General features: G+C 61.9%; 21 protein-coding genes. 9 read left to right on the forward strand and 12 right to left on the reverse strand.

The annotated features are described in order from the left end of the window. The first annotated feature begins 138 nt into the window (after window positions 1-138). Window positions 139-465, forward strand: a complete 327-nt coding sequence (locus AC3ZU9_RS14865; RefSeq protein WP_003170746.1) for an ElaB/YgaM/YqjD family protein — start codon at window positions 139-141, stop codon at window positions 463-465. 11 nt (window positions 466-476) lie between these two features. On the opposite strand, the gene AC3ZU9_RS14870 is transcribed toward AC3ZU9_RS14865, so the two are convergent. Beyond that, window positions 477-1,373, reverse strand: coding sequence for a LysR family transcriptional regulator (locus AC3ZU9_RS14870; protein ID WP_012721484.1), 897 nt, complete (start codon window positions 1,371-1,373; stop codon window positions 477-479). A 110-nt stretch (window positions 1,374-1,483) separates the two neighbouring features. Here AC3ZU9_RS14870 and trpB point away from each other — a divergent pair, with 110 nt between their 5' ends. From trpB to AC3ZU9_RS14885, 3 genes are all read left to right on the forward strand, one after another. After that, complete coding sequence (gene trpB / locus AC3ZU9_RS14875; protein ID WP_012721483.1) at window positions 1,484-2,710, forward strand: tryptophan synthase subunit beta; 1,227 nt, start codon at window positions 1,484-1,486, stop codon at window positions 2,708-2,710. Beyond that, window positions 2,710-3,519, forward strand: a complete 810-nt coding sequence (gene trpA / locus AC3ZU9_RS14880; protein ID WP_012721482.1) for a tryptophan synthase subunit alpha — start codon at window positions 2,710-2,712, stop codon at window positions 3,517-3,519. The genes trpB and trpA overlap by 1 nt, the downstream gene beginning before the upstream one ends. A 136-nt stretch (window positions 3,520-3,655) precedes the next feature. After that, entirely contained in the window at window positions 3,656-4,096 is a 441-nt protein-coding gene (locus tag AC3ZU9_RS14885) for an anti-virulence regulator CigR family protein (RefSeq protein WP_012721481.1), read from the forward strand. Window positions 4,097-4,278: 182 nt separating this feature from the next. Here AC3ZU9_RS14885 and AC3ZU9_RS14890 read toward each other — a convergent pair whose 3' ends face one another. The 6 genes from AC3ZU9_RS14890 to AC3ZU9_RS14915 all read right to left on the reverse strand — a co-directional run bounded on the left by AC3ZU9_RS14890 (window position 4,279) and on the right by AC3ZU9_RS14915 (window position 9,905). After that, a complete protein-coding gene (locus AC3ZU9_RS14890) occupies window positions 4,279-5,589 on the reverse strand; it encodes an MFS transporter (protein WP_012721480.1) in 1,311 nt (436 codons plus the stop codon). A 115-nt stretch (window positions 5,590-5,704) separates the two neighbouring features. After that, the gene (gene dgoD / locus AC3ZU9_RS14895) at window positions 5,705-6,853 is read right to left on the reverse strand and encodes a galactonate dehydratase (RefSeq protein WP_012721479.1); all 1,149 of its coding nucleotides are present in this window, start codon (window positions 6,851-6,853) and stop codon (window positions 5,705-5,707) included. Between the two features lie 48 nt (window positions 6,854-6,901). Then, window positions 6,902-7,522: a 2-dehydro-3-deoxy-6-phosphogalactonate aldolase gene (locus AC3ZU9_RS14900; protein WP_046035868.1), complete on the reverse strand. Its 621-nt coding sequence runs from the start codon at window positions 7,520-7,522 to the stop codon at window positions 6,902-6,904. Window position 7,523: 1 nt separating this feature from the next. Then, entirely contained in the window at window positions 7,524-8,483 is a 960-nt protein-coding gene (locus tag AC3ZU9_RS14905) for a 2-dehydro-3-deoxygalactonokinase (protein WP_012721477.1), read from the reverse strand. A gap of 110 nt (window positions 8,484-8,593) precedes the next feature. Beyond that, the gene (locus AC3ZU9_RS14910; RefSeq protein ID WP_043204594.1) at window positions 8,594-8,923 is read right to left on the reverse strand and encodes a DOPA 4,5-dioxygenase family protein; all 330 of its coding nucleotides are present in this window, start codon (window positions 8,921-8,923) and stop codon (window positions 8,594-8,596) included. 31 nt (window positions 8,924-8,954) lie between these two features. Further along, window positions 8,955-9,905 (reverse strand): choline sulfate utilization transcriptional regulator, encoded by a 951-nt coding sequence (locus AC3ZU9_RS14915; RefSeq protein WP_490090896.1) that lies wholly within the window; start codon window positions 9,903-9,905, stop codon window positions 8,955-8,957. A gap of 103 nt (window positions 9,906-10,008) precedes the next feature. On the opposite strand from AC3ZU9_RS14915, the gene betC reads away from it, so the two are divergent. From betC to AC3ZU9_RS14930, 3 genes are all read left to right on the forward strand, one after another. Further along, window positions 10,009-11,523, forward strand: a complete 1,515-nt coding sequence (gene betC / locus AC3ZU9_RS14920; protein WP_012721474.1) for a choline-sulfatase — start codon at window positions 10,009-10,011, stop codon at window positions 11,521-11,523. Window positions 11,524-11,541: 18 nt separating this feature from the next. Then, on the forward strand, window positions 11,542-12,456 hold the full coding sequence (gene choX, locus AC3ZU9_RS14925; RefSeq protein ID WP_102061249.1) for a choline ABC transporter substrate-binding protein: 915 nt from the start codon (window positions 11,542-11,544) through the stop codon (window positions 12,454-12,456). Between the two features lie 97 nt (window positions 12,457-12,553). Beyond that, window positions 12,554-14,122, forward strand: a complete 1,569-nt coding sequence (locus tag AC3ZU9_RS14930) for a SulP family inorganic anion transporter (RefSeq protein ID WP_046035866.1) — start codon at window positions 12,554-12,556, stop codon at window positions 14,120-14,122. 52 nt (window positions 14,123-14,174) lie between these two features. On the opposite strand, the gene aroE is transcribed toward AC3ZU9_RS14930, so the two are convergent. Together aroE and hemF are read right to left on the reverse strand one after the other, a co-directional pair. Then, window positions 14,175-14,993, reverse strand: coding sequence for a shikimate dehydrogenase (gene aroE / locus AC3ZU9_RS14935; protein WP_122811692.1), 819 nt, complete (start codon window positions 14,991-14,993; stop codon window positions 14,175-14,177). Next, the gene (hemF, locus tag AC3ZU9_RS14940) at window positions 14,993-15,925 is read right to left on the reverse strand and encodes an oxygen-dependent coproporphyrinogen oxidase (RefSeq protein WP_122811693.1); all 933 of its coding nucleotides are present in this window, start codon (window positions 15,923-15,925) and stop codon (window positions 14,993-14,995) included. The genes aroE and hemF overlap by 1 nt, the downstream gene beginning before the upstream one ends. A 159-nt stretch (window positions 15,926-16,084) precedes the next feature. Here hemF and AC3ZU9_RS14945 point away from each other — a divergent pair, with 159 nt between their 5' ends. Further along, a complete protein-coding gene (locus AC3ZU9_RS14945) occupies window positions 16,085-17,062 on the forward strand; it encodes an NADPH:quinone reductase (protein ID WP_046035865.1) in 978 nt (325 codons plus the stop codon). A gap of 147 nt (window positions 17,063-17,209) precedes the next feature. On the opposite strand, the gene tsaC is transcribed toward AC3ZU9_RS14945, so the two are convergent. From tsaC to AC3ZU9_RS14960, 3 genes are all read right to left on the reverse strand, one after another. After that, the gene (gene tsaC, locus AC3ZU9_RS14950; protein ID WP_012721468.1) at window positions 17,210-17,767 is read right to left on the reverse strand and encodes an L-threonylcarbamoyladenylate synthase type 1 TsaC; all 558 of its coding nucleotides are present in this window, start codon (window positions 17,765-17,767) and stop codon (window positions 17,210-17,212) included. A gap of 54 nt (window positions 17,768-17,821) precedes the next feature. Beyond that, entirely contained in the window at window positions 17,822-18,916 is a 1,095-nt protein-coding gene (gene dprA / locus AC3ZU9_RS14955; RefSeq protein ID WP_102061247.1) for a DNA-processing protein DprA, read from the reverse strand. A 63-nt stretch (window positions 18,917-18,979) separates the two neighbouring features. Then, window positions 18,980-19,771: a peptidoglycan-binding protein gene (locus AC3ZU9_RS14960; RefSeq protein WP_490090897.1), complete on the reverse strand. Its 792-nt coding sequence runs from the start codon at window positions 19,769-19,771 to the stop codon at window positions 18,980-18,982. Window positions 19,772-19,906: 135 nt separating this feature from the next. On the opposite strand from AC3ZU9_RS14960, the gene def reads away from it, so the two are divergent. Then, a complete protein-coding gene (gene def, locus AC3ZU9_RS14965) occupies window positions 19,907-20,413 on the forward strand; it encodes a peptide deformylase (RefSeq protein ID WP_005783383.1) in 507 nt (168 codons plus the stop codon). The last annotated feature ends 43 nt before the right edge of the window (window positions 20,414-20,456 follow it).

Consider the following 20,456-nt stretch of genomic DNA (forward strand, 5'->3'; position numbering starts at 1 on the left):
TCTCTAGTGAGCGTAGCAGTCAATGTTCGTACTGCTTCAGGCGACGGTTCCTACCTGAAAGTTCAGATTTACTGCACTTTCTGAAACGGCCGCAGTCGGTATCTACACACGCCACTCAATCACTTCAGGAGAGTCCAAATGGCTAACACTTCTTTACGCAAAGCATCGCTGGAAAGCATGGAAGCCGAGATTTCGAGCCTGCTCAAGTCTCTGGAGAGCCTCAAGGACGATGCGTCCGATGAGTCGCGCAAAACGTTGAAGGCCCTGAAAAGCAACGCCGAGAATGCCCTCAAGCACTCCCGTCACCTGATCAGCGATGCCTACGAAGAAAGCAAAGTCAAAATCCGCGAAACCGGTGTTGCCACCCGAGATTACGCACAAGAGCATCCATGGACCACAGCCGGCGTCGCTGTCGGTGCACTGGGTCTGCTGGCTGCTTATCTGCTGTGCAAACGTGGTGACTGATTGTTTCCCGGCTAAACCGGCTCGCGCAACAGCTCAGCCTTGAGCCACTGCGCCAGTTGCCCAGCGCGCCCGTCTGCGGCGCGCTTGGGTAGCCACAACGCCAAGTGCGCCGGGGTTTCACTGAACCCCCACGGCGCCACCAGGCGACCTGCTCGCAGGTCCTCTGCCACCAATGGCTCGGGTGCAATCGCCACCCCCAATCCCGCCACCGCCGCCTCCAGCAAATAATACAAATGCTCGAACCCCTGGCCATGCTTCAGCGCGCCGGGCGCGATGCCGTGTTGCTGCGCCCAACTGGGCCAGGCTTGCGGGCGGGAGGTGGTGTGCAATAACGCTTCATCACACAAGGCCTGGGCGGGAGCCTGGCGCAAGTGCTCGTAGCCGGCATACCGTGGGCTCATCACAGGCCCGATGCGCTCGCTGGCCAGTTCGTACACCTGCATATCCGCGGGCCACGGCGGCTCGGCGAATACCAGCAAGGCATCCAGACCCGGCCGCCTGGGGTCGAGATCACCGTCACCCGCCGAGAGGTGCAGGCGCAAATCCGGCAGGTCGGCGTTCAAGCGCCCCAGGCGCGGGATCAACCAGCGTGCCAGCAAGCTACCCGAGCAACCCAGCACGAACGGTGCATCGGCGCTGCTTTGGGTGAGCTCGGCGCACACATCCCGCAGCCGGTCGAACGCCTCGGCGCTGGCATCACGCAAACGCACGCCGGAATCTGTGAGTTTAAGGCCACGCCCATCCTTGACGAACAGGCTGATACCCAAGTGCTCTTCCAACACCTTCAACTGACGGCTGACGGCGCCATGGGTCACGTGCAATTGCTCGGCGGCCTGGCTGACGCTATTGAGCCGCGCTGTCGCTTCAAAGGCACGCAAGGCGTTAAGGGGCGGAAGGTCTCGGCTCATTTGTGAGTTTTCCTGACAGGTTGCGGCGATCTTATCGGTTTTCAGTGTGTAACGTCAGGGGTAGAGTGGCCGTCATTGCTTTTCACACGAATGCTTACCTGGAGCCTCCCATGACTCAGTCCCAGACCGATCTACGCAACGGCCCAGACGCCAACGGCCTGTTTGGCGCGTTCGGCGGCCGTTACGTCGCTGAAACCCTGATGCCGTTGATCCTCGACCTGGCCCGCGAATACGAAGCGGCCAAGGACGATCCGGCATTCAAAGAAGAATTGGCCTACTTTCAGCGCGACTACGTCGGCCGTCCAAGCCCGCTGTATTTCGCCGAGCGACTGACCGAGTTCTGCGGCGGCGCCAAGATCTACCTCAAGCGCGAAGAGCTGAACCACACCGGCGCGCACAAGATCAACAACTGCATCGGCCAGATCCTTTTGGCACGGCGCATGGGCAAAAAACGCATCATCGCCGAGACCGGCGCCGGCATGCACGGCGTGGCCACTGCCACCGTGGCTGCGCGCTTTGGCCTGCAATGCGTGATCTACATGGGCACCACCGACATCGAGCGCCAGCAAGCCAACGTGTTCCGCATGAAGCTGTTGGGCGCCGAAGTGATCCCGGTGGTGGCCGGCACCGGCACCCTCAAAGATGCGATGAACGAAGCCCTGCGTGACTGGGTGACCAACGTCGACGACACGTTCTACCTGATCGGCACCGTGGCCGGCCCGCACCCGTACCCTGCCATGGTGCGTGACTTCCAGGCCGTAATCGGCAAGGAAACCCGCGACCAGTTGCAAGCCCAGGAAGGTCGCCTGCCGGACAGCCTGGTGGCGTGCATCGGCGGCGGTTCCAACGCCATGGGCCTGTTCCACCCGTTCCTGGATGACACCAGCGTCGAGATCATCGGCGTTGAAGCGGCCGGCTACGGCATCGAGACCGGCAAGCACGCCGCCAGCCTCAACGGCGGCGTACCGGGCGTGCTGCACGGCAACCGCACCTTCCTGTTGCAGGACGACGACGGCCAGATCATCGACGCCCACTCTATTTCCGCAGGCCTGGACTACCCCGGCATCGGCCCTGAACACGCCTGGTTGCATGACATCGGCCGCGTCCAGTACACCTCGGTGACCGACGACGAAGCCCTGGACGCGTTCCACAAATGCTGCCGCCTGGAAGGGATCATTCCTGCACTGGAAAGCGCCCACGCCCTGGCCGAAGTGTTCAAGCGTGCACCGACCTTGCCGAAGGATCACCTGATGGTGGTCAACCTCTCGGGCCGTGGCGACAAAGACATGCAGACGGTGATGCACCATATGGAAACCGCTAAGCAGGAGAAACACTGATGAGCCGCCTGCAAACCCGCTTTGCGCAGCTGAAAGAACAGAATCGCGCCGCCCTGGTGACCTTCGTCACTGCTGGCGATCCTGGCTATGACACCTCCCTGGCGATCCTCAAAGGTTTGCCGGCCGCCGGCGCCGATGTGATCGAACTGGGCATGCCGTTCACCGACCCAATGGCCGACGGCCCGGCAATCCAGCTGGCCAACATCCGCGCGCTGGAAGCCAAGCAGAACCTGGTGAAAACCCTGCAGATGGTTCGCGAGTTCCGCAAGGACAACAACGACACGCCACTGGTGTTGATGGGCTACTTCAACCCGATCCATAAATACGGTGTGCCTAAGTTCATCGCTGACGCCAAGGAAGCCGGGGTCGACGGCCTGATCGTGGTCGACATGCCACCAGAGCATAACGGCGAGCTGTGCGACCCGGCCCAGGCCGCCGGCATCGACTTTATCCGCCTGACCACGCCGACCACTGACGATGTGCGCTTGCCGACAGTCCTGAACGGCAGCTCCGGCTTTGTGTACTACGTGTCGGTGGCCGGCGTGACCGGTGCCGGCGCCGCGACCCTGGAACACGTCGAGGAAGCCGTGACCCGTCTGCGTCGTCATACCGACCTGCCGATCAGCATCGGCTTCGGTATCCGTACGCCGGAACAAGCGGCGGCCATCGCCCGCCTGGCCGACGGAGTGGTGGTGGGTTCAGCGCTGATCGATCACATCGCCAACGCCAGCAACGACCAGCAAGCCATCGACGGCGTGTTGAGCCTGTGTGCGGCGCTGTCGGAAGGCGTTCGTAACGCTCGTAAGTAAAGGCTCCGTAACCAGTAGGTAAAGTTCCTGATACAGAGGAATCAACCCGCTCGGGCACGGCCTAAACAGCAAGACCAAGGGATTTCGAACCGTGTTCGAGATCCCTTTTTTGTAGGTGTGCCCTGAGGAATACCCGATGAAAATGCCCAAATCCGTGATTGCGGGCCTTGGCGTGCTGGTGCTTGGCGCCAGCGCCCTGGTGCAGGCCGCGCCTTATGACCAAGGCGGCCCAGACCGTGGCGGCCCGCAAGGCCAGCACGAACAACGTGGCGACGACCATCGCGGCCCGCCGGATAACCGTCGCGGCGGCCCACCCCAGGACTTTGGCCCGGTTCGGCAGATCATCCACGACAACCACGGCCAGTTCTCCCGTGGCGCGCCGCCGCCGCCGAATGTACGCCTGGTACGTGGCCAGCCGTTGCCTCGTGGTTATTACGGCGAACGCCTGGACAACCGTGCACTGGCGCGCCTCCCGGTGTATCCAGGTTATGAATGGCGCCGTTCCGGGCCGGACGTGGTGTTGATCGCGGTGGGCACCGGCATCGTCTACGAGATTCTCGACGGCGTCCTCAACTAAGCCCGGACGATAGGGTGGCGACTTAGCTTCTGTGGTGAGCGGGCTTGCCCCGCGCTGGGGTGCAAAGCGCCCCCAGAACGGTCAGCGCGTAACACCTGACCAAACGCAGCGGCCTCAATGGGGCTGCTGCGCAGCCCAACGCGGGGCAAGCCCGCTCACCACGACAAGCGCCTGACCGTGGGTTATTCATTGAGCTCGATTCGCTCCACCTTACCGACCAGCAACACATAGGAAAGCGCGCCCAGCAACGCCAGCACCGCGATATAAGTGATCGCCGGCGCAAACGAATCGCCACTGGCCAGGAAGCCAATCACAATCGGCGTGGTAATCGCCGCCAAGTTGCCGATAAAGTTGAACACGCCACCGGTCAATCCCAGCAAGCGTGCGGGGGCCAGTGTCGACACCAGCGACCAGGTAATCGAGGCCAGGCCATTGCCGAAGAACGCCACCGCCAGGAACGCAATCACCCACGCCGTCGAGTCCACGTAGTTGGCGCCGATGATCGCCGTGGAAATCAGCAACCCACCAATGATCGGCAACTTGCGCGCAAACCCCACCGACGCGCCGCGACGAATCAGCCAGTCGGAAAACACCCCGGAACACAGCACGCCGACAAACGCCGCGAGAAACGGCAACGACGCCAGCAGGCCGGACTTGATGAAGTCCATGCCGCGATATTTCACCAGGTAGGTCGGGAACCAGGTCAGGAAGAACCAGAGCGTGGAGTTCAGGCAGAACTGACCCAGGTAGATGCCCCAGAGTTTGCGCTTGCTCAACACGATGCCCAGGTCGACCCAGCTGAACGGCGCCTTGACCGTTTTCGCCTGCATATCCACCAGCCCGCCCCCTTCACGGATCAGCTCGATCTCCGCGGCGTTGGCGCCTTTGAAATCCTTGGGCTCGCGATACACCGCGTACCAGATCACCGCCCACAAGATGCCCACGCCGCCCGTGGCGACAAACACCATGTGCCAGCCAAATGCGTGCTGCAGCCAAGCCAATACCGGCGTGAGAAACGCCAGCCCGACAAACTGCCCGGAGGTGTACACGCCAATCGCCGTGGCGCGCTCGCGCTCGGGAAACCACGTGGTGACCACACGGCTGTTGATCGGGTAAGCCGGGGCTTCCAACGCCCCCACCGCCATACGCAGCACGAACAGCGCGATAAAGCTGGCAGCGAAGCCGAGCATCACGGTGGCAATGGACCACAACAACAGTGCAGCGGTGTAGAGAATGCGCGGCGGCACGCGGTCCACCAGCCAGCCGCCGGGGATTTGCATGGCGGCGTAGGTCCAGCCGAACGCGGAGAAAATCAGCCCGACGTGCACCGGGTCGATGCCCAGTTCACTGGTCAGCGCGGGCGCTGCGATCGACAGGTTGCTGCGGTCGAGGTAGTTGATCACCACGGTGATAAACAGCAGCACCATGATGAAAAAACGCTTTCTGGTAGGCGTGACGAGAGAAGCCTGCCCGGTGAAGGACTCAGGGTGCATGGGGGATGCCTCTTCTTATGTTTATTGAGGACAGATCTGACTGAAGAAACGAGGTAAATGTGGGAGGGGGCTTGCCCCCTCCCACATTCTCTAACCGCGTTTGTTCAGAGGAAAATCACCACTCGGCGAAGCTGCCGTCGGCGTGGCGCCAGATCGGGTTGCGCCAGCGGTGGCCGATGGCCGCGCGTTCGATCACGTATTCCTCGTTGATCTCAATGCCCAGGCCTGGCCCGTTAGGGATCTTCACGAAGCCTTTGTCGTAGTCGAAGACTCGCGGATCTTTCACATAGTCGAGCAGGTCATTGCTCTCGTTGTAGTGAATGCCCAGGCTTTGCTCCTGGATAAACGCGTTGTAGCAGACCGCGTCCAGTTGCAGGCAGGCTGCCAAGGCAATCGGGCCCAGCGGGCAGTGGAGGGCCAGGGCCACGTCGTAGGCTTCGGCCATGTTGGCGATCTTGCGGGTTTCGGTGATGCCACCGGCGTGGGACGCATCCGGCTGAATGATGTCGACGTAACCTTCGCTGAGCACGCGCTTGAAGTCCCAGCGCGAAAACAGGCGTTCGCCCAGGGCAATCGGCGTGCTGGTCAGCGGTGCCAGTTCTTTCAACGCTTCGTAGTTTTCGCTGAGCACCGGCTCTTCGATAAACATCAGCTTGTACGGGTCCAGCTCCTTCATCAGCACCTTGGCCATGGGTTTGTGCACCCGGCCATGGAAGTCGACGCCGATACCGACGTTGGGGCCCACGGCATCACGCACGGCGGCCACGTTGGCCAGGGCCAGGTCGACTTTTTCGAAGCTGTCGACGAATTGCAGTTCTTCGGTGCCGTTCATTTTTACCGCCGTGAAGCCACGGGCCACGGCCTCTTGAGCGGCGCGGGCGGTGTCGGCCGGGCGGTCGCCGCCGATCCACGAGTACACGCGAATCTTGTCGCGCACCTGGCCACCGAGCAGGTCGCTGACGGAAACGCCGAGGGCCTTGCCCTTGATGTCCCACAGCGCCTGGTCGATACCGGCGAGGGCGCTCATGTGCACGGCACCGCCCCGGTAGAAGCCGCCACGATAGAGTACGGTCCAGATGTCTTCGATATTGCGGGGGTCTTTGCCGATCAGGTAGTCGGACAGCTCTTCGACGGCAGCTGCCACGGTGTGGGCGCGGCCCTCGACCACGGGCTCACCCCAGCCGGTCACGCCCTGGTCGGTCTCGACCTTGAGGAAGCACCAGCGCGGCGGGACGATGAAGGTCGTCAGTTTGGTGATTTTCATCTGTTATCTCTCTTATAGATGCGGCGCCTGTGGGCGCGGAACTTGAAGTCAGCTCAGGGCTTTCCAGGCGGCGACATAAGCCTGGGCGCGGCTCGCTACCTGATCCACTGTCATACCCGGTTTAAACAACCCGGAACCCAGCCCGAAACCTTTGGCGCCGGCGTCGATGAACACCTGCATGTTGTCCGGGGTGATGCCACCCACCGGCAGCAGCAAGGTGCCGGCCGGCAATACCGCCAGCCACGCCTTGATCACCGCCGGGCCCATTTGCTCAGCCGGAAACAGCTTCAATACGTCGGCGCCTTCGGCCAATGCGGCGAAGGCTTCGGTCGGCGTCGCCACGCCCGGCGACAGGAACAGCCCCGCCGCTTTCGCGGCACGCAACACCTTGGCATCGCTGTGAGGCATTACGATCACCTGGCCACCGGCCGCCTTCACCTGCTCGACCTGCTCAGGCAGCAACACCGTACCGGCACCGATCAGGCAATCGGCGGGCAGGCTGTCGCGCAGGGTGCGGATGCTGGTGTAAGGGTCAGGCGAATTCAGCGGAACTTCGATCACGCGAAACCCGGCCTGGTACAGCACCTGGCCAACGGCCTCGGCTTCGTCCGGGCGGATGCCGCGCAGGATGGCGATCAAACCGTTTTGCGCGAGTGCTTGCTTGAGCATGTCAGGCCTCCGATACAGGTTGAGTGAGCCCGGCCGCCACGGCCAGTTGCCACAGGCCACGCTCGGTGGCTTCCTGCGCCAGGCTGACGTGGGCAAAGCCGCAAAGGGCAAGGGCGCGTTGATAACGGGCGCAGAGAGGAGCGGCGCCGACCAGGACGATCGGCGTGTGTTTTGCGCTGCCGGGCAAGCCGGCGAGTTCATGGCCAATCAGCAGCCCGGAGAGGTAGTCGGGCTGCTGGTCGGGGGCGAGTGCGCCAGTGAGCCCGAGGGTGCGTGCACTGAACAGGGTCGACAGCACACCGCGCTCGCCGTCCGTCGACAGCGCCACATGCACGCCTCGGTCAAAGGCTTCGGCCTGGAAATGCTCGCACGGTTGCTGGGTGCGCCCGAGGATGCTGTGCTTGCTCAGCACCGCGAACAGCTCGCCGGTCATGAAGGTGTCGAAGTGGGTGATGCAGCCTTCGACCACTTCGACCCATTTGGAATGGCTGCCGGGCAGGCCGATCAACCCATCGACGCCCAGCCCTTGCAGCACGCCTAATACCTGGGTTTCTTCGCCGCGCATCACGTTGGGCAAGCCAACCTGCTCGATCACACCCGGCACGATATGCACGTCGACCCCACGCAAGCTGCGTACCCGGTGCAGGGCCTGGCCCAGGCTCGCCACGTCGACCGGGGTGTTGCGGTAGGCCGCTTCGCTCCAGCCCTGGGCGCTGCCGACCATGCCACAGGCGATCACCGGCAGGGTGGGCGCGGCGTCGAGCCAATCGCCGCAGGCAGCATCGAACGCCAACTCGAAGCCATCGCTGCAGTGAACGCCAGCGATAACCCGCGGCTCGCTGGGCAAATGCATGATGCCCCACGCCAGCGAGCGCTGTTCCAGCACCACGCCTGCGGGGCCGAGTTTATAAGCACGAAGGGAGCTGGTCCCCCAATCGAGCGCGATCAATTGCGCCTGCATCGCTTCACCTGAGTTCTGAGCGGATGCAGCGAATATAAACCTACGCGCGAGGAAGTCTCAATATATAAATATCAATCCCATATTTAGGGATGATGATTTGGAAATGAGAGTCAGGAAAAGGCTGACAAGTTCAGTTCCCGCATGGCGCCCATCCAGATGGCATAGTCGGTGTGATCCTTCAGGTCATCGCCGGTATCCGGGTGCAGGAACACCACCAGCCCGTTGCGATGGATGACCAGCCACGGCAGCACCACGCCGATGTATTCGGCATCGAACGCCAACTGGCAGCTCCAGTCCGGGTGCGGGCCTACCGGCCGTTGGTGCACGCGCCCCATGCGCAGCGGGAAAAGCTTGGCGGCGTCTTCGCACAAGGTGCGCGCCTGTTCGATAGTGTTCGCGTCGAAGTAGATATGGGCGTGGTAACCCTTGATACGTTGCATGACGGACTCCGAATCCAATAGGCGCCAGATGCTAGACCGCAATCGACGGCAGGGCCAGCCCGGTCAGCGACTGCGCGCTGCTGGCCTGCTCGGCCACCAGCCAGTCGACAAAGCGCTCCACCAGCTGCCCCCGGCGTTTGCGCTGGGGCTGCACCACGTAATAGCCGAAACGCGAGATGACGGTGTCGCTGAGCGGTCGGCACAGCCAGTTCTGCTCCAACAGGTTATCCACCAGATGGCGCCAGCCGATGGCCACACCCTGGCCGGCAATCGCGGCCTGGATCAGCAGAGTGTAGTTGTCGAAGCGCAGTTGGCCGGGCGTGGGCGCCGTGGCGATGCCTAGTTCGCGAAACACGCCGCTCCAGTCGAACCACTGGCTGTTATTTTCCTGGCGCAGGTGCAGCAAGGGGAAATCGTGCAAATTTTGTACAGTCAGCGGTGTGGCCTGATCCTTCAGCCACTGCGGGCTGCACACCGGGAACACTTCCTCGTTGAACAACCACAGGCTGTCGCCCTGCTTGAAACGCCCGTCGCCAAACAGCACTGCCACGTCAATGTCGCTGCGCAACGTGGCGTGGTTGCGTTCGCTGGTCACCAGGCTCACATCCACCTGAGGGTTGGCCGCGTGAAAGCGATGCAAACGCGGCATCAGCCAATAGGCGGCGAACGCGAAGTCGGTGGCCACTTGCAGCACTTCGTGCTGATCCTGCTGGGTGATCGCGCTGAGGCCCGCGTTGATGGCCTGCAAACCGCCCTGCACATGCTCGAACAACAGGGCGCCGGCATCGGTCAGCTCGATGCCCCGGTAGATGCGATCAAACAGGCGGATCGCCAGCTGTTCTTCCAGGCGCTTGATCTGCTGGCTGATCGCGGGCTGGGTAGTGCCCAGCTCCATCGCGGCGGCGGTGAAACTGCGGTGACGCGCTGCCGCTTCGAACGCGCGCAGCAAATCGAGGGACAGGTCACCGAGGGCTTTATACATAAGCTGTGCTTATCCTAGACATTGCTTTGGGTGGGCTTTACCCCATTTTCCATGGGCTGCATGCTCATTCGCATAAACACCGCCTATGGAATGCCGATAGATCATGAAGCGCAAGAACATTCTTTTCATCATGGCCGATCAAATGGCCGCGCCGATGCTGCCGTTCTACGGACCTTCCCCGATCCAGTTGCCGAACCTGAGCCGCCTCGCCGCCCAGGGCGTGGTGTTCGAGGCTGCCTACTGCAACAGCCCGTTGTGCGCACCCTCGCGCTTTACGCTGGTGAGCGGGCAATTGCCGAGCAAGATCGGCGCCTACGACAACGCCGCCGATTTCCCCGCCGATGTGCCGACCTACGCCCACTACCTGCGCCGCCTCGGTTACCGCACGGCATTATCGGGCAAGATGCATTTCTGCGGGCCAGACCAACTGCATGGTTATGAAGAGCGCCTGACCAGCGACATCTATCCCGCCGACTATGGCTGGGCCGTCAACTGGGACGAGCCGGACGTGCGCCCCACCTGGTACCACAACATGTCGTCGGTGCTGCAAGCCGGGCCGTGCGTGCGCACCAACCAGCTGGATTTCGACGAAGAGGTGGTGTTCAAGGCCCAGCAGTACCTGTTCGACCATATCCGCGAGGACGGCGACCAGCCGTTCTGCCTCACCGTGTCGATGACCCACCCCCACGACCCCTACACGATTCCCAAGCCGTTCTGGAACCTGTACGACGACGCCGACATCCCTTTGCCTACAACGCCCGCGCAAGGCGATCTCGATCCACACTCCCAGCGCCTGCTCAAGGTCTACGACCTATGGGACAAGCCGCTGCCTGTGGATAAGATCCGTGATGCCCGCCGTGCCTACTTCGGCGCGTGCAGCTACATCGACAGCAATGTCGGCAAGCTCCTGCAAACCCTGGAAGACACCGGCCTGGCTGACGACACGATCATCATCTTCTCCGGCGATCACGGCGACATGCTCGGCGAGCGCGGCCTCTGGTACAAAATGCACTGGTTTGAAATGGCCGCCCGCGTGCCACTGCTGGTGAGTGCGCCGGGGCAATTCGCGGCAGGCCGCGTGTCCAAAGCCGTGTCCACCGCCGACTTGTTGCCGACCCTGGTGGAACTGGCCGGCGGCGAGCTGGACCCGCGCCTGCCGCTGGACGGCCGTTCGCTGGTCCCGCACCTGCAAGGGCAGGGCGGGCACGACGAGGTGTTCGGCGAATACATGGCCGAAGGCACCATCAGCCCGCTGATGATGATTCGCCGTGGCGCGTACAAATTCATCTACAGCGAAGACGACCCTTGTCTACTGTTCGATGTACACAACGACCCTCGGGAACAGGAAGAACTCAGCCAGTCGCCGCCGCATCAGGCGCTGTTTGCAGCCTTCCTGGACGAGGCGCGGGCCAAATGGGACATCCCGGCGATCCACCAACAGGTGCTCGCCAGCCAACGCCGCCGCCGTCTGGTGTTTGAAGCACTGACCCAAGGCAAGCTGAAGAGCTGGGATCACCAGCCACTGGTGGACGCCAGTCAGCAATACATGCGCAACCACATCGACCTCGACGACCTGGAGCGCAAGGCACGTTATCCACAACCCTGCCAAAACCAATAAATAGTCAGAGGGAAGGCCATGCAAAAGTTAACTGTGGTGTTGGGTATGTTGGTACTGAGTAGCGCCAACGTGTACGCGGACGCCAGCTGCGAAACGGTAAAGATGGCCGATCCAGGCTGGAGCGATATCGCGGCCACCAATGCCATCACCGGTTTTTTGCTGACCGGCATGGGCTACAAGGCCAAGGTCGACACCCTCGCGGTCCCGATCACCTTCGGGGGGCTCAAGGACGGCCAGGTGGATGTGTTCCTGGGTAACTGGATGCCGGCGCAGCAAGGCTTCTACGACAAGTTCGTGGCTAATGGCGATGTGGTGCAACTGGCGAAAAACCTCGACGGCACCGAGTTCACCCTCGCCGTGCCGGACTATGTGTGGGACGCCGGGGTGCATGACTTCGCCGACTTAAACAAATTTGCCGACAAATTCGACAAGAAGATCTACGGCATCGGCTCCGGTGCACCTGCAAATATCTCGTTGCAGGAAATCATTAAGAAAAACGACTTTGATCTCGGCCAGTGGAAGCTGGTGGAATCCAGCGAACAGGCGATGCTCGCCGAAGTATCACGGGCTGTTAAGAAGCAGAAATTCGTGACCTTCCTCGGCTGGACTCCGCACCCGATGAACGTGCAATTGAAAATGCACTACCTCAAGGGTGGCGAGAAATATTTTGGTGACACCGGCAGTGTGTATACCTTGACCCGCAAGGGCTATGCACAGGCCTGCCCGAATGTAGGGAAATTGCTGACCAACCTGAGCTTTACCCAGGAGATGGAGAACGCAATCATGGCGCAGGTGGCCAATAACAAGGTCAGCAACGCCGAGGCGGCGAAGGCGTGGATCAAAGCCAACCCGGCGGTATTGGACAAGTGGCTGGAGGGTGTAAAAACACTGGACGGCAAAGACGCACTTTCTGCAGTTAAAGCCAAACTCTAAGGCGTGATGCAATCCAGATGTGGGAGGGGGCAAGCCCCCTCCCACGGGAACTGATCTGGACTGATATTCTGCGCCAAACCTTTAAACCGAGTCTGCGATGCCCCGGCCCAACCGCCATACACTGTTCCCCTTCCTCAGCTGGCTCCCGCGCCAAACCCGCGCCAGCGTCGGCCGGGATGCAATCGTCGGCCTCAGTGGCGCGGTTCTCGCGTTGCCACAGTCGATTGCCTACGCACTGATCGCCGGCCTGCCTCCCGAATACGGCCTGTACGCTGCGATCATCCCGGTGCTGATCGCGTGCCTCTGGGGTTCATCCTGGCACCTGATCTGCGGGCCTACGGCGGCGATTTCCATTGTGCTGTATGCCAGCGTCAGTCCCTTGGCCGTGCCGGGCTCCCAGGACTACATCACCCTGATTTTGCTGCTCACCTTCCTCGCCGGGGTTTTCCAGTGGCTGCTGGGCATGCTGCGCTTCGGCGCGCTGGTGAATTTCGTCTCCCATTCGGTGGTGCTCGGTTTCACCCTGGGCGCCGCCGTGGTGATTGCCCTGGGGCAGTTGCCCAACCTGTTGGGGCTGGATCTGCCGAGCCAGGCCACGGCGATCAATAGCCTGCTGGCGCTGATCCACCACAGCGGCGAATGGGACCATGCATCCCTTGCCCTCGGGCTGGGGACTCTACTGGTGGGCGCACTGCTCAAGTACCTGGTGCCCCGCTGGCCGACGCTGTTGATCGCGCTGGCGTTGGGCAGCCTGGTGGCGTGGTTGTGGCCGGCGATGTTCGGGCATGTGGCGCTGGTCAGTTCGTTTATTGGCAAGCTGCCGCCGTTCAGCCCGTTGCCGATGGACCTGGACATGATCCTGCGCCTGCTGCCCAGCGCCGTGGCGGTGGGCATGCTCGGGCTGGTGACCAGCCTGTCGATTGCCCGCTCGCTGTCGGCGCGTTCGCAACAATTGCTCGATGCCAACCAAGAGGTTCGCGCGCAGGGTTTATCCAATATCGTTGGCGGCTTTTTCTCCGGCTACTTGTCAGCCGGTTCGTTTACGCGCTCGGGCCTCAGTTATGAGGCGGGCGCGTGCTCGCCGTTGGCCGGGGTGTTTTCCGCACTGTGGGTGGCGTTGTTCGCATTGTTTGGTGCGGCGCTGATCGCACACATTCCGATCCCGAGCATGGCCGCGAGCATCCTGCTGATTTGCTGGGGGTTGGTGGACCATCGCGGCATTCGTGCGTTGTTCCGCGTCAGTCGCGCCGAGTTTGTGGTGATGGGCCTGACGTGCGTCGCCACCTTGCTCTTGGAGCTGCAAACCGCGATTTATGCCGGGGTGCTGGCGTCGCTGTTCTTCTACCTCAAGCGCACCTCGCAACCACGGGTTCAGCAATGGCGCGATGGCGATGAGGATGTGTTGCGGGTGGGCGGCTCGATCTTTTTCGGCGCCAGCCACTACCTGCAAGTGCGCCTCCAACGTTTACAGGGCGAGCGGGTGGTGATCGAGGCGCAGCAGATCAACTTTATCGACTATTCCGGGGTGGAGATGCTGCACCAGGAGGCGCGGCGCTTGAAGGGTTTGGGGCGTAGCCTGACGTTGCGCCGGGCCAGGCCGCAAGTGGTGGAAGAGTTGAGGAAACTGGAAGGGGCCGACCAATGCCCCATTCACTTTCAAGACTGAATGCAGTTCAACTGTGGGAGGGGGCTTGCTCCCTCCCACAGTTGAACTGAGGTTAGGCCAATTGGCGGCGCAGTTCGGCCAACACCGGCGCCGACTTCGGACGCACACCGCGCCACAGGAAGAACGCTTCCGCTGCCTGTTCCACCAACATCCCTAAACCATCCATCGCCACCGTCGCGCCTTGTTCAGTCGCCCAGCGGCAGAACGCTGTCGGTTCCTTGGCATACATCATGTCGTAGCAAAACGTCTTACTCGGTTCGATCAAGCTGCCGGCAATCGGCGGTACATCGCCTGACAGGCTGGCGGACGTGGCGTTGATGATCACGTCCACCGGCTCACGCAGCCAATCGAAACCGCTGGCAGACACCGGGCCCAGATCGTCGAACAACTCGGCGAGCAACTCGGCCTTTTCCACGGTGCGGTTGGCGATGATCAGCGAGGCAGGCTGCTCGGCCAGTAACGGCTCCAGCGCGCCACGTACCGCGCCACCGGCGCCCAGCAGCAGGATGCGCTTGCCTCGCAGGCTCAGCCCGGCGTTGACCTTGAGGTCGCGCACCAGGCCGGCGCCGTCGGTGTTGTCGCCCAGCAGGCTACCGTCGGGCCGCTTGCTCAGGGTATTCACCGCGCCAGCGCGTTGAGCTCGTTCGGTGAGGATGTCGGCCAGGTGGTAGGCGTCTTCCTTGAACGGCACGGTGACGTTGGCGCCACGACCCTGTTGAAAAAACTTACGGGCACAGCCGGTGAAATCCTCCAAAGGCGCCAGCAAGGTGCTGTAGTCCAGTTGCTCGCCGGTCTGCTCGGCGAACATACGGTGGATCAGCGGCGACTTGCTGTGGCCGATGGGGTTGCCGAACACCACATAACGGTCCATCAGACCGCCGCCTTAGGCGCAGTAAGGCCCAGCCAGTCGCGGTCTTGCAGGAAGTAGTCGGTAAGGCGCGCTTCTTCGCTGCCGACCTCGGCCTTCCAGTCGTAGCTCCAGCGCACTTGCGGCGGCAGCGACATCAGGATCGACTCGGTGCGCCCGCCCGACTGCAGGCCGAACAGGGTGCCACGGTCGTAGACCAGGTTGAATTCAACGTAGCGGCCGCGGCGAAACTCTTGGAACTGACGCTGTTGCTCGGTATAGGCCATAGCCTTACGGCGTTGCACGATCGGCAGGTAAGCATCGATGTACGCGTCGCCGATGGCGCGGATGAAGGCGAAGCAGGTGTCGAAGTCCCACTCGTTCAAGTCATCGAAGAACAGGCCGCCGATGCCGCGCGGTTCGTTGCGGTGCTTGATATGGAAGTAGGTGTCGCACCATGCCTTGTAGCGTGAGTACACGTCCGGACCGAACGGCGCACAGGCCTGCTCGGCCACGCGGTGCCAGTGGATGCAGTCTTCTTCGTTGCCGTAGTAAGGCGTGAGGTCGAAGCCGCCCCCAAACCACCACACCGGCTCTTCGCCTTCTTTTTCGGCGATGAAGAACCGTACGTTGGCGTGGGACGTGGGGACGTGAGGGTTGTGCGGGTGGATCACCAGCGACACGCCCAGGGCCTCAAAGCCACGGCCGGCCAGCTCAGGCCGGTGCGCGCTGGCCGAGGGTGGGAGACCGCTGCCAAACACGTGGGAAAAGTTAACGCCGCCTTTTTCGATCACCGAACCGCTTTCGATCACACGGGTGCGACCACCGCCGCCAGCTGGCCGGGTCCAGGCGTCTTCGATAAAGCGAGTGTCCGTCTCGAAGGTTTCCAGGGCGCTGCAAATGCGGTCTTGCAGGTCAAGCAGGTAGGCCTTTACAGCCTCGGTGCGGGTAGTCATGGCATCACCTTGAATCGGGCAAAGCTACGCGAGGCCATTGGGCATCGGCGGCAAATGGGCGCACAGGATACCACTGCACCCCATTGCGCCGCAGTTGACGAAGATCAAGCTTAGGAGTGGGATAGTGGGCTACGCGAATTCGACCCAAGGAGAAGGCAGATGGCAAAACGTATCCAGTTCAGCGCCCATGGCGGCCCCGAAGTGCTTGAGTATGTGGACTACACCCCGGCGGAGCCGGGCCCGCAGCAGGTGCGCGTGCGTAATGAGGCGATCGGCCTGAACTTCATCGACACCTATTTCCGCAGCGGTCTGTACGCCCCGCCCGCATTGCCATCGGGGTTGGGCGCAGAGGGCGCCGGTGTGGTCGACGCGGTTGGCAGCGAAGTCACCCAATTCAAGGTCGGCGACCGCGTGGCCTATGGCAGCGGCCCGCTGGGTGCCTACAGCCAACTGCACGTGTTGCCCGCCGCCAATCTGGTGCACCTGCCGGACGACATCAGCTTCGAACAAGCCGCCGGCGCCATGCTCAAGGGCCTGACCGTGCAGTATCTGCTGCGCCAGACCTACGAAGTGAAGGCCGGTGAAACCATCCTGTTCCACGCCGCTGCCGGTGGCGTGGGATCGCTGGCCTGCCAATGGGCCAAGGCCCTGGGCGTGAAGTTGATCGGTACCGTGAGTTCGCCGGAAAAAGCCGCAGTGGCCAAAGCCCTCGGTGCCTGGGAAACGATCAACTACAGCAAGGAAGATGTCGCACAGCGCGTGCTGGAGTTGACTGACGGCAAAAAGGTGCCGGTGGTGTACGACGGCGTCGGCAAGGACACCTGGCTGACATCGCTGGACTGCGTGGCGCCACGTGGGCTCGTGGTGAGCTTCGGTAATGCGTCAGGCGCAGTGGATGGGGTGAACTTGGGGATTCTGTCGGCCAAAGGCTCGCTGTACGTCACCCGACCGACCCTGGCGACCTATGCCAACAACCCGCAGAACCTGCAAGCGATGGCGGATGACCTGTTCTCGATGATCAAGAGCGGCAAGGTGCGCATTGATATCAACCAGCGGTATGCGCTGGCGGATGCGGCGAAGGCGCAGACGGAGTTGTCGGGGCGCCGGACCACAGGCTCAACAATTTTGCTGCCTTGACTGCCCCTTGTGGCGAGGGAGCTTGCTCCCGTTGGGCCGCGAAGCGGCCCCAAAACAGGCGATGATGTTTTTTCAGATAAACCGCATTCGCTGGCTTTGGGCCTGCTTCGCAGGCCAATGGGAGCAAGCGCCCTCGCCACAAAAGCGCTACGAAGGCCGCACCACCTCACCCGTCACCAGATCGCGAATCAAGCTCGGGTTCTTGCGCCCACCCAGGGCGCCACCCAACACCAGATCCACCTGCCCACGGAAATACTGCTCCACGCGAATCCGTGTGCGGGCAGCCGGGCGGCCTTGAGGGTTGGCCGAGGTGGAAATCAACGGCCCCACCAGCGAGCACAGATCCCGCACCAGCGGATGGTCAGTGACCCGCACCGCCACGGTGTCGTGCACACCTGTCACCCATTCCGGCAGCAGGCCCTGATGAGGCACCAGCCAGGTGTTCGGCCCAGGCCAAGTGCTGGCCATGCGGTCGATCCAATCCTGCGGGAAGTCTTCGAACAGGAAGTCGAACTGACGGATGTTGTCCGCCACCAGGATCAGGCCCTTGTCCACCGAACGGTTCTTGATGGCGAGCAAACGGTCCACTGCTTCTTCGTTCCACGGATCGCAGCCCAGGCCCCAAACCGCTTCGGTTGGATAGGCAATCACCGCGCCTGCGCGAATTTCTCGTGCGGTTTCCAGCACACGCCACCGGTTGACCATTGTTGACTCTCCAGACTAAAGCTCTGCGCAGTTTACCGATCTTCGTTACAAAACCTAGCAGCGCGCAAGCCAGCGCCCGCTTTCGCAGATGACTTGGCCTTCCAGCTCCAGCTCGGTAAGGGTCGCCAACACGTGGGACAACGACCTACCGCTGGCAATCGCCAGGCCTTCACTGGTATGGGGCGCCGCGTGCAGCAGCGCCACCAGAGGATGCACAACCGGCATCGGCGTAGGGCGCGACAGCGCCTGCCAACCGCGCAAGCCCTCCAGGATGTGCTCGATGGTTTCCACCAACACGGCGCCATCGCGGATCAACTGGTGACAGCCCTTGGCGCCGGGATGATGAATGGAGCCGGGGATCGCATACACCTCGCGCCCCTGTTCGGCCGCCAGTTTCGCAGTGATCAGCGAACCACTGGCCATGCTGGCTTCCACCACCAGCACGCCCAGGGACAGGCCACTGATGATCCGATTCCGCCTGGGAAAGTTGCCGGCCTGGGGCGGGGCGTCCAAGGGAAACTCGGAAACCACGGCGCTGCCCTGATCAATCATCGCCGCCGCCAGCCGTTTGTGGCGCTGTGGATAAAAATTTTCGAGCCCGGTGCCGAGCACGCCGATTGTCTGGCCGCCCACATCCAATGCCGCTTGATGGGCTGCGCCGTCGATGCCTAATGCAAGACCGCTGGTGATGACAAAACCGGCGCTCGCCAAACTGCGGGAAAACGCAGCCGCCGTGTCCATGCCGGGGCGAGAAGCACGGCGACTGCCGACCATCGCCAGTTGCGGTTTTTCCAGAATCAGAGGGTCGCCAGCGACAAATAACAGCGGTGGCGCGTCATCAATCTGGGCGAGCAGCGCGGGGTAGTCCGGCTGGTCCCACATCAGCAAATGCTGGCCCTGACACGCCAGCCAGGCTAATGCCGCACTGGCACCGTCGCGGACTTCATGGCTGCGCCGGGCATCGGCACTGATGGCTGGTACCCCCAACGAACGCCAGGCACTGGCAGGCGCGCTGATGGCCTTTGACGCAGACCCGAAGGCTTCGATCAGTAAGCGAAAACGCTTCGGACCCAGCTCAGGCAGCCTGTGCAAGCGTAGTCGGGCTTCCAGTTCTGACGGGGATATTTCATGACAGTTTATCGGATTCATTTGATCATCCTTGACCGGAACAAGCTGTGGATAACTCTGTTGGTAACTTATTTAGCAGGCTATTTATTGTGTTTGATGGGCAGTCTCGAAACGGTCCGTCACGGCCAGCGGCCGTGAGGCACTGAGCACCAGGGCGTAGCTGAGCTTTTCGTAGGTGCGAAACACCAGCAGGGTGCCGGCGCGTTCATCAGGAAGTTGGGTTGGCGCGCCCGTCAGGCTGTCGCGTACGCTGGCGCCGGTCTTGATCACGTTGAGCAGTTGGCCCTCAACCAAGCCGTCGCGGCGGCCTTTATTCAGGGTTATCGCGTCGAGTACGCCAATCTGGGTGACACCCTTGGGGATATCGATGATTTGCCCTTCGATGAACGGCGCTGTAGGCGTGACCGCAAGGGTTGCCGGGTCGACGAAAGATTGCGCGCGCAGCAGGCGATCACCGGGGCGCACTTCCTGGGTGATCCGCTGCACGGCCAGGGTGGTGAGGTCGCCCGCCGTTACGAACCGGGCAGTGCCGATGTCGTCGGCATTGATGCCCAACAGCTCTCGGGTTTGCGGGTCGGTGTAGGTCTTGCCTCGCCGGAATATTTCATAACTTGGCTGGGAAGCGTCCAGGACGCCCCGGGCATACACTTGCTCGCCATTCGCGCCCAGCACTCGGCCAGCATCCGCGGCGACGATGTAGGGTGCGCTGTCCAGGTCGTGGGGCGAATCAAGAATGCGGTTATGCAGTAAAAAGCGCTGGATGGCCTGTTGCGTCGGTTGATCCAGGCGCTGGGCGGGCTGCGGCACGAAGGCCATGGCAAGCGGGGCCATAGCAAGCGGGGCCCACAGCAGCAAGACGAGTAGCGATTTCCTCATGGGGTGAATCTCCTTTATTATGTGCGTTCGCGTGAAATGCCAGAGCCTTCGCGGCCTCGGGACGTTTCACACCGGCTGTTTGGGTCCATCCCAACGCCGATTTGCCTCTACCTCACATGTGCAGCAATTACGCTTATGGCTATTTTGAACATCCTCGAATTCCCCGACTCGCGCCTGCGCACGATCGCCAAACCGGTGGCCGTAGTGGACGACAAGGTTCGTCAGTTGGTCGATGACATGTTTGAAACAATGTATGAAGCGCCGGGCATCGGCCTCGCCGCGACCCAGGTCAACGTGCATCTTCGCGTCGTGGTCATGGACCTGTCGGAAGATCGCAGCGAACCAAGGGTGTACATCAACCCAGAGTTCGAACCGCTGACCGACGAGATGGGCGAATACCAGGAAGGCTGCCTGTCGGTGCCGGAGTTCTACGAGAACGTCGAACGCCCGCTGCGCGTGAAAATCAAGGCCCTGGACCGCGACGGCAAGCCGTTCGAACTGATCGCCGAAGGCCTGCTGGCAGTGTGCATCCAGCACGAATGCGACCACCTCAATGGCAAGCTGTTTGTCGACTACCTGTCCACGCTCAAGCGCGACCGGATCAAGAAGAAGCTGGAAAAAAAGCATCGCCAGCAAGCTTGATGCCCCCTTCCAAAGGCTTGCTGCGGCAAGCCTTTTTCTTTTG

The sequence above is a fragment of the Pseudomonas sp. A39 genome (assembly GCF_058145955.1).

What these genes read in the sequence shown, in the direction of transcription:
- tsaC (WP_012721468.1), bottom strand. Translation starts at nt 17,767, where the DNA reads ATGGTCAACCGGTGGCGTGTGCTGGAAACCGCACGAGAAATTCGCGCA.
- betC (WP_012721474.1), top strand. Translation starts at nt 10,009, where the DNA reads ATGAAGCGCAAGAACATTCTTTTCATCATGGCCGATCAAATGGCCGCG.
- AC3ZU9_RS14900 (WP_046035868.1), bottom strand. Translation starts at nt 7,522, where the DNA reads ATGCTCAAGCAAGCACTCGCGCAAAACGGTTTGATCGCCATCCTGCGC.
- trpA (WP_012721482.1), top strand. Translation starts at nt 2,710, where the DNA reads ATGAGCCGCCTGCAAACCCGCTTTGCGCAGCTGAAAGAACAGAATCGC.
- AC3ZU9_RS14885 (WP_012721481.1), top strand. Translation starts at nt 3,656, where the DNA reads ATGAAAATGCCCAAATCCGTGATTGCGGGCCTTGGCGTGCTGGTGCTT.
- AC3ZU9_RS14910 (WP_043204594.1), bottom strand. Translation starts at nt 8,923, where the DNA reads ATGCAACGTATCAAGGGTTACCACGCCCATATCTACTTCGACGCGAAC.
- dgoD (WP_012721479.1), bottom strand. Translation starts at nt 6,853, where the DNA reads ATGAAAATCACCAAACTGACGACCTTCATCGTCCCGCCGCGCTGGTGC.
- AC3ZU9_RS14870 (WP_012721484.1), bottom strand. Translation starts at nt 1,373, where the DNA reads ATGAGCCGAGACCTTCCGCCCCTTAACGCCTTGCGTGCCTTTGAAGCG.
- trpB (WP_012721483.1), top strand. Translation starts at nt 1,484, where the DNA reads ATGACTCAGTCCCAGACCGATCTACGCAACGGCCCAGACGCCAACGGC.
- dprA (WP_102061247.1), bottom strand. Translation starts at nt 18,916, where the DNA reads ATGAATCCGATAAACTGTCATGAAATATCCCCGTCAGAACTGGAAGCC.
- AC3ZU9_RS14905 (WP_012721477.1), bottom strand. Translation starts at nt 8,483, where the DNA reads ATGCAGGCGCAATTGATCGCGCTCGATTGGGGGACCAGCTCCCTTCGT.
- AC3ZU9_RS14890 (WP_012721480.1), bottom strand. Translation starts at nt 5,589, where the DNA reads ATGCACCCTGAGTCCTTCACCGGGCAGGCTTCTCTCGTCACGCCTACC.
- hemF (WP_122811693.1), bottom strand. Translation starts at nt 15,925, where the DNA reads ATGACTACCCGCACCGAGGCTGTAAAGGCCTACCTGCTTGACCTGCAA.
- def (WP_005783383.1), top strand. Translation starts at nt 19,907, where the DNA reads ATGGCTATTTTGAACATCCTCGAATTCCCCGACTCGCGCCTGCGCACG.
- AC3ZU9_RS14960 (WP_490090897.1), bottom strand. Translation starts at nt 19,771, where the DNA reads ATGAGGAAATCGCTACTCGTCTTGCTGCTGTGGGCCCCGCTTGCTATG.
- AC3ZU9_RS14915 (WP_490090896.1), bottom strand. Translation starts at nt 9,905, where the DNA reads ATGTATAAAGCCCTCGGTGACCTGTCCCTCGATTTGCTGCGCGCGTTC.
- choX (WP_102061249.1), top strand. Translation starts at nt 11,542, where the DNA reads ATGCAAAAGTTAACTGTGGTGTTGGGTATGTTGGTACTGAGTAGCGCC.
- AC3ZU9_RS14945 (WP_046035865.1), top strand. Translation starts at nt 16,085, where the DNA reads ATGGCAAAACGTATCCAGTTCAGCGCCCATGGCGGCCCCGAAGTGCTT.
- aroE (WP_122811692.1), bottom strand. Translation starts at nt 14,993, where the DNA reads ATGGACCGTTATGTGGTGTTCGGCAACCCCATCGGCCACAGCAAGTCG.
- AC3ZU9_RS14930 (WP_046035866.1), top strand. Translation starts at nt 12,554, where the DNA reads ATGCCCCGGCCCAACCGCCATACACTGTTCCCCTTCCTCAGCTGGCTC.
- AC3ZU9_RS14865 (WP_003170746.1), top strand. Translation starts at nt 139, where the DNA reads ATGGCTAACACTTCTTTACGCAAAGCATCGCTGGAAAGCATGGAAGCC.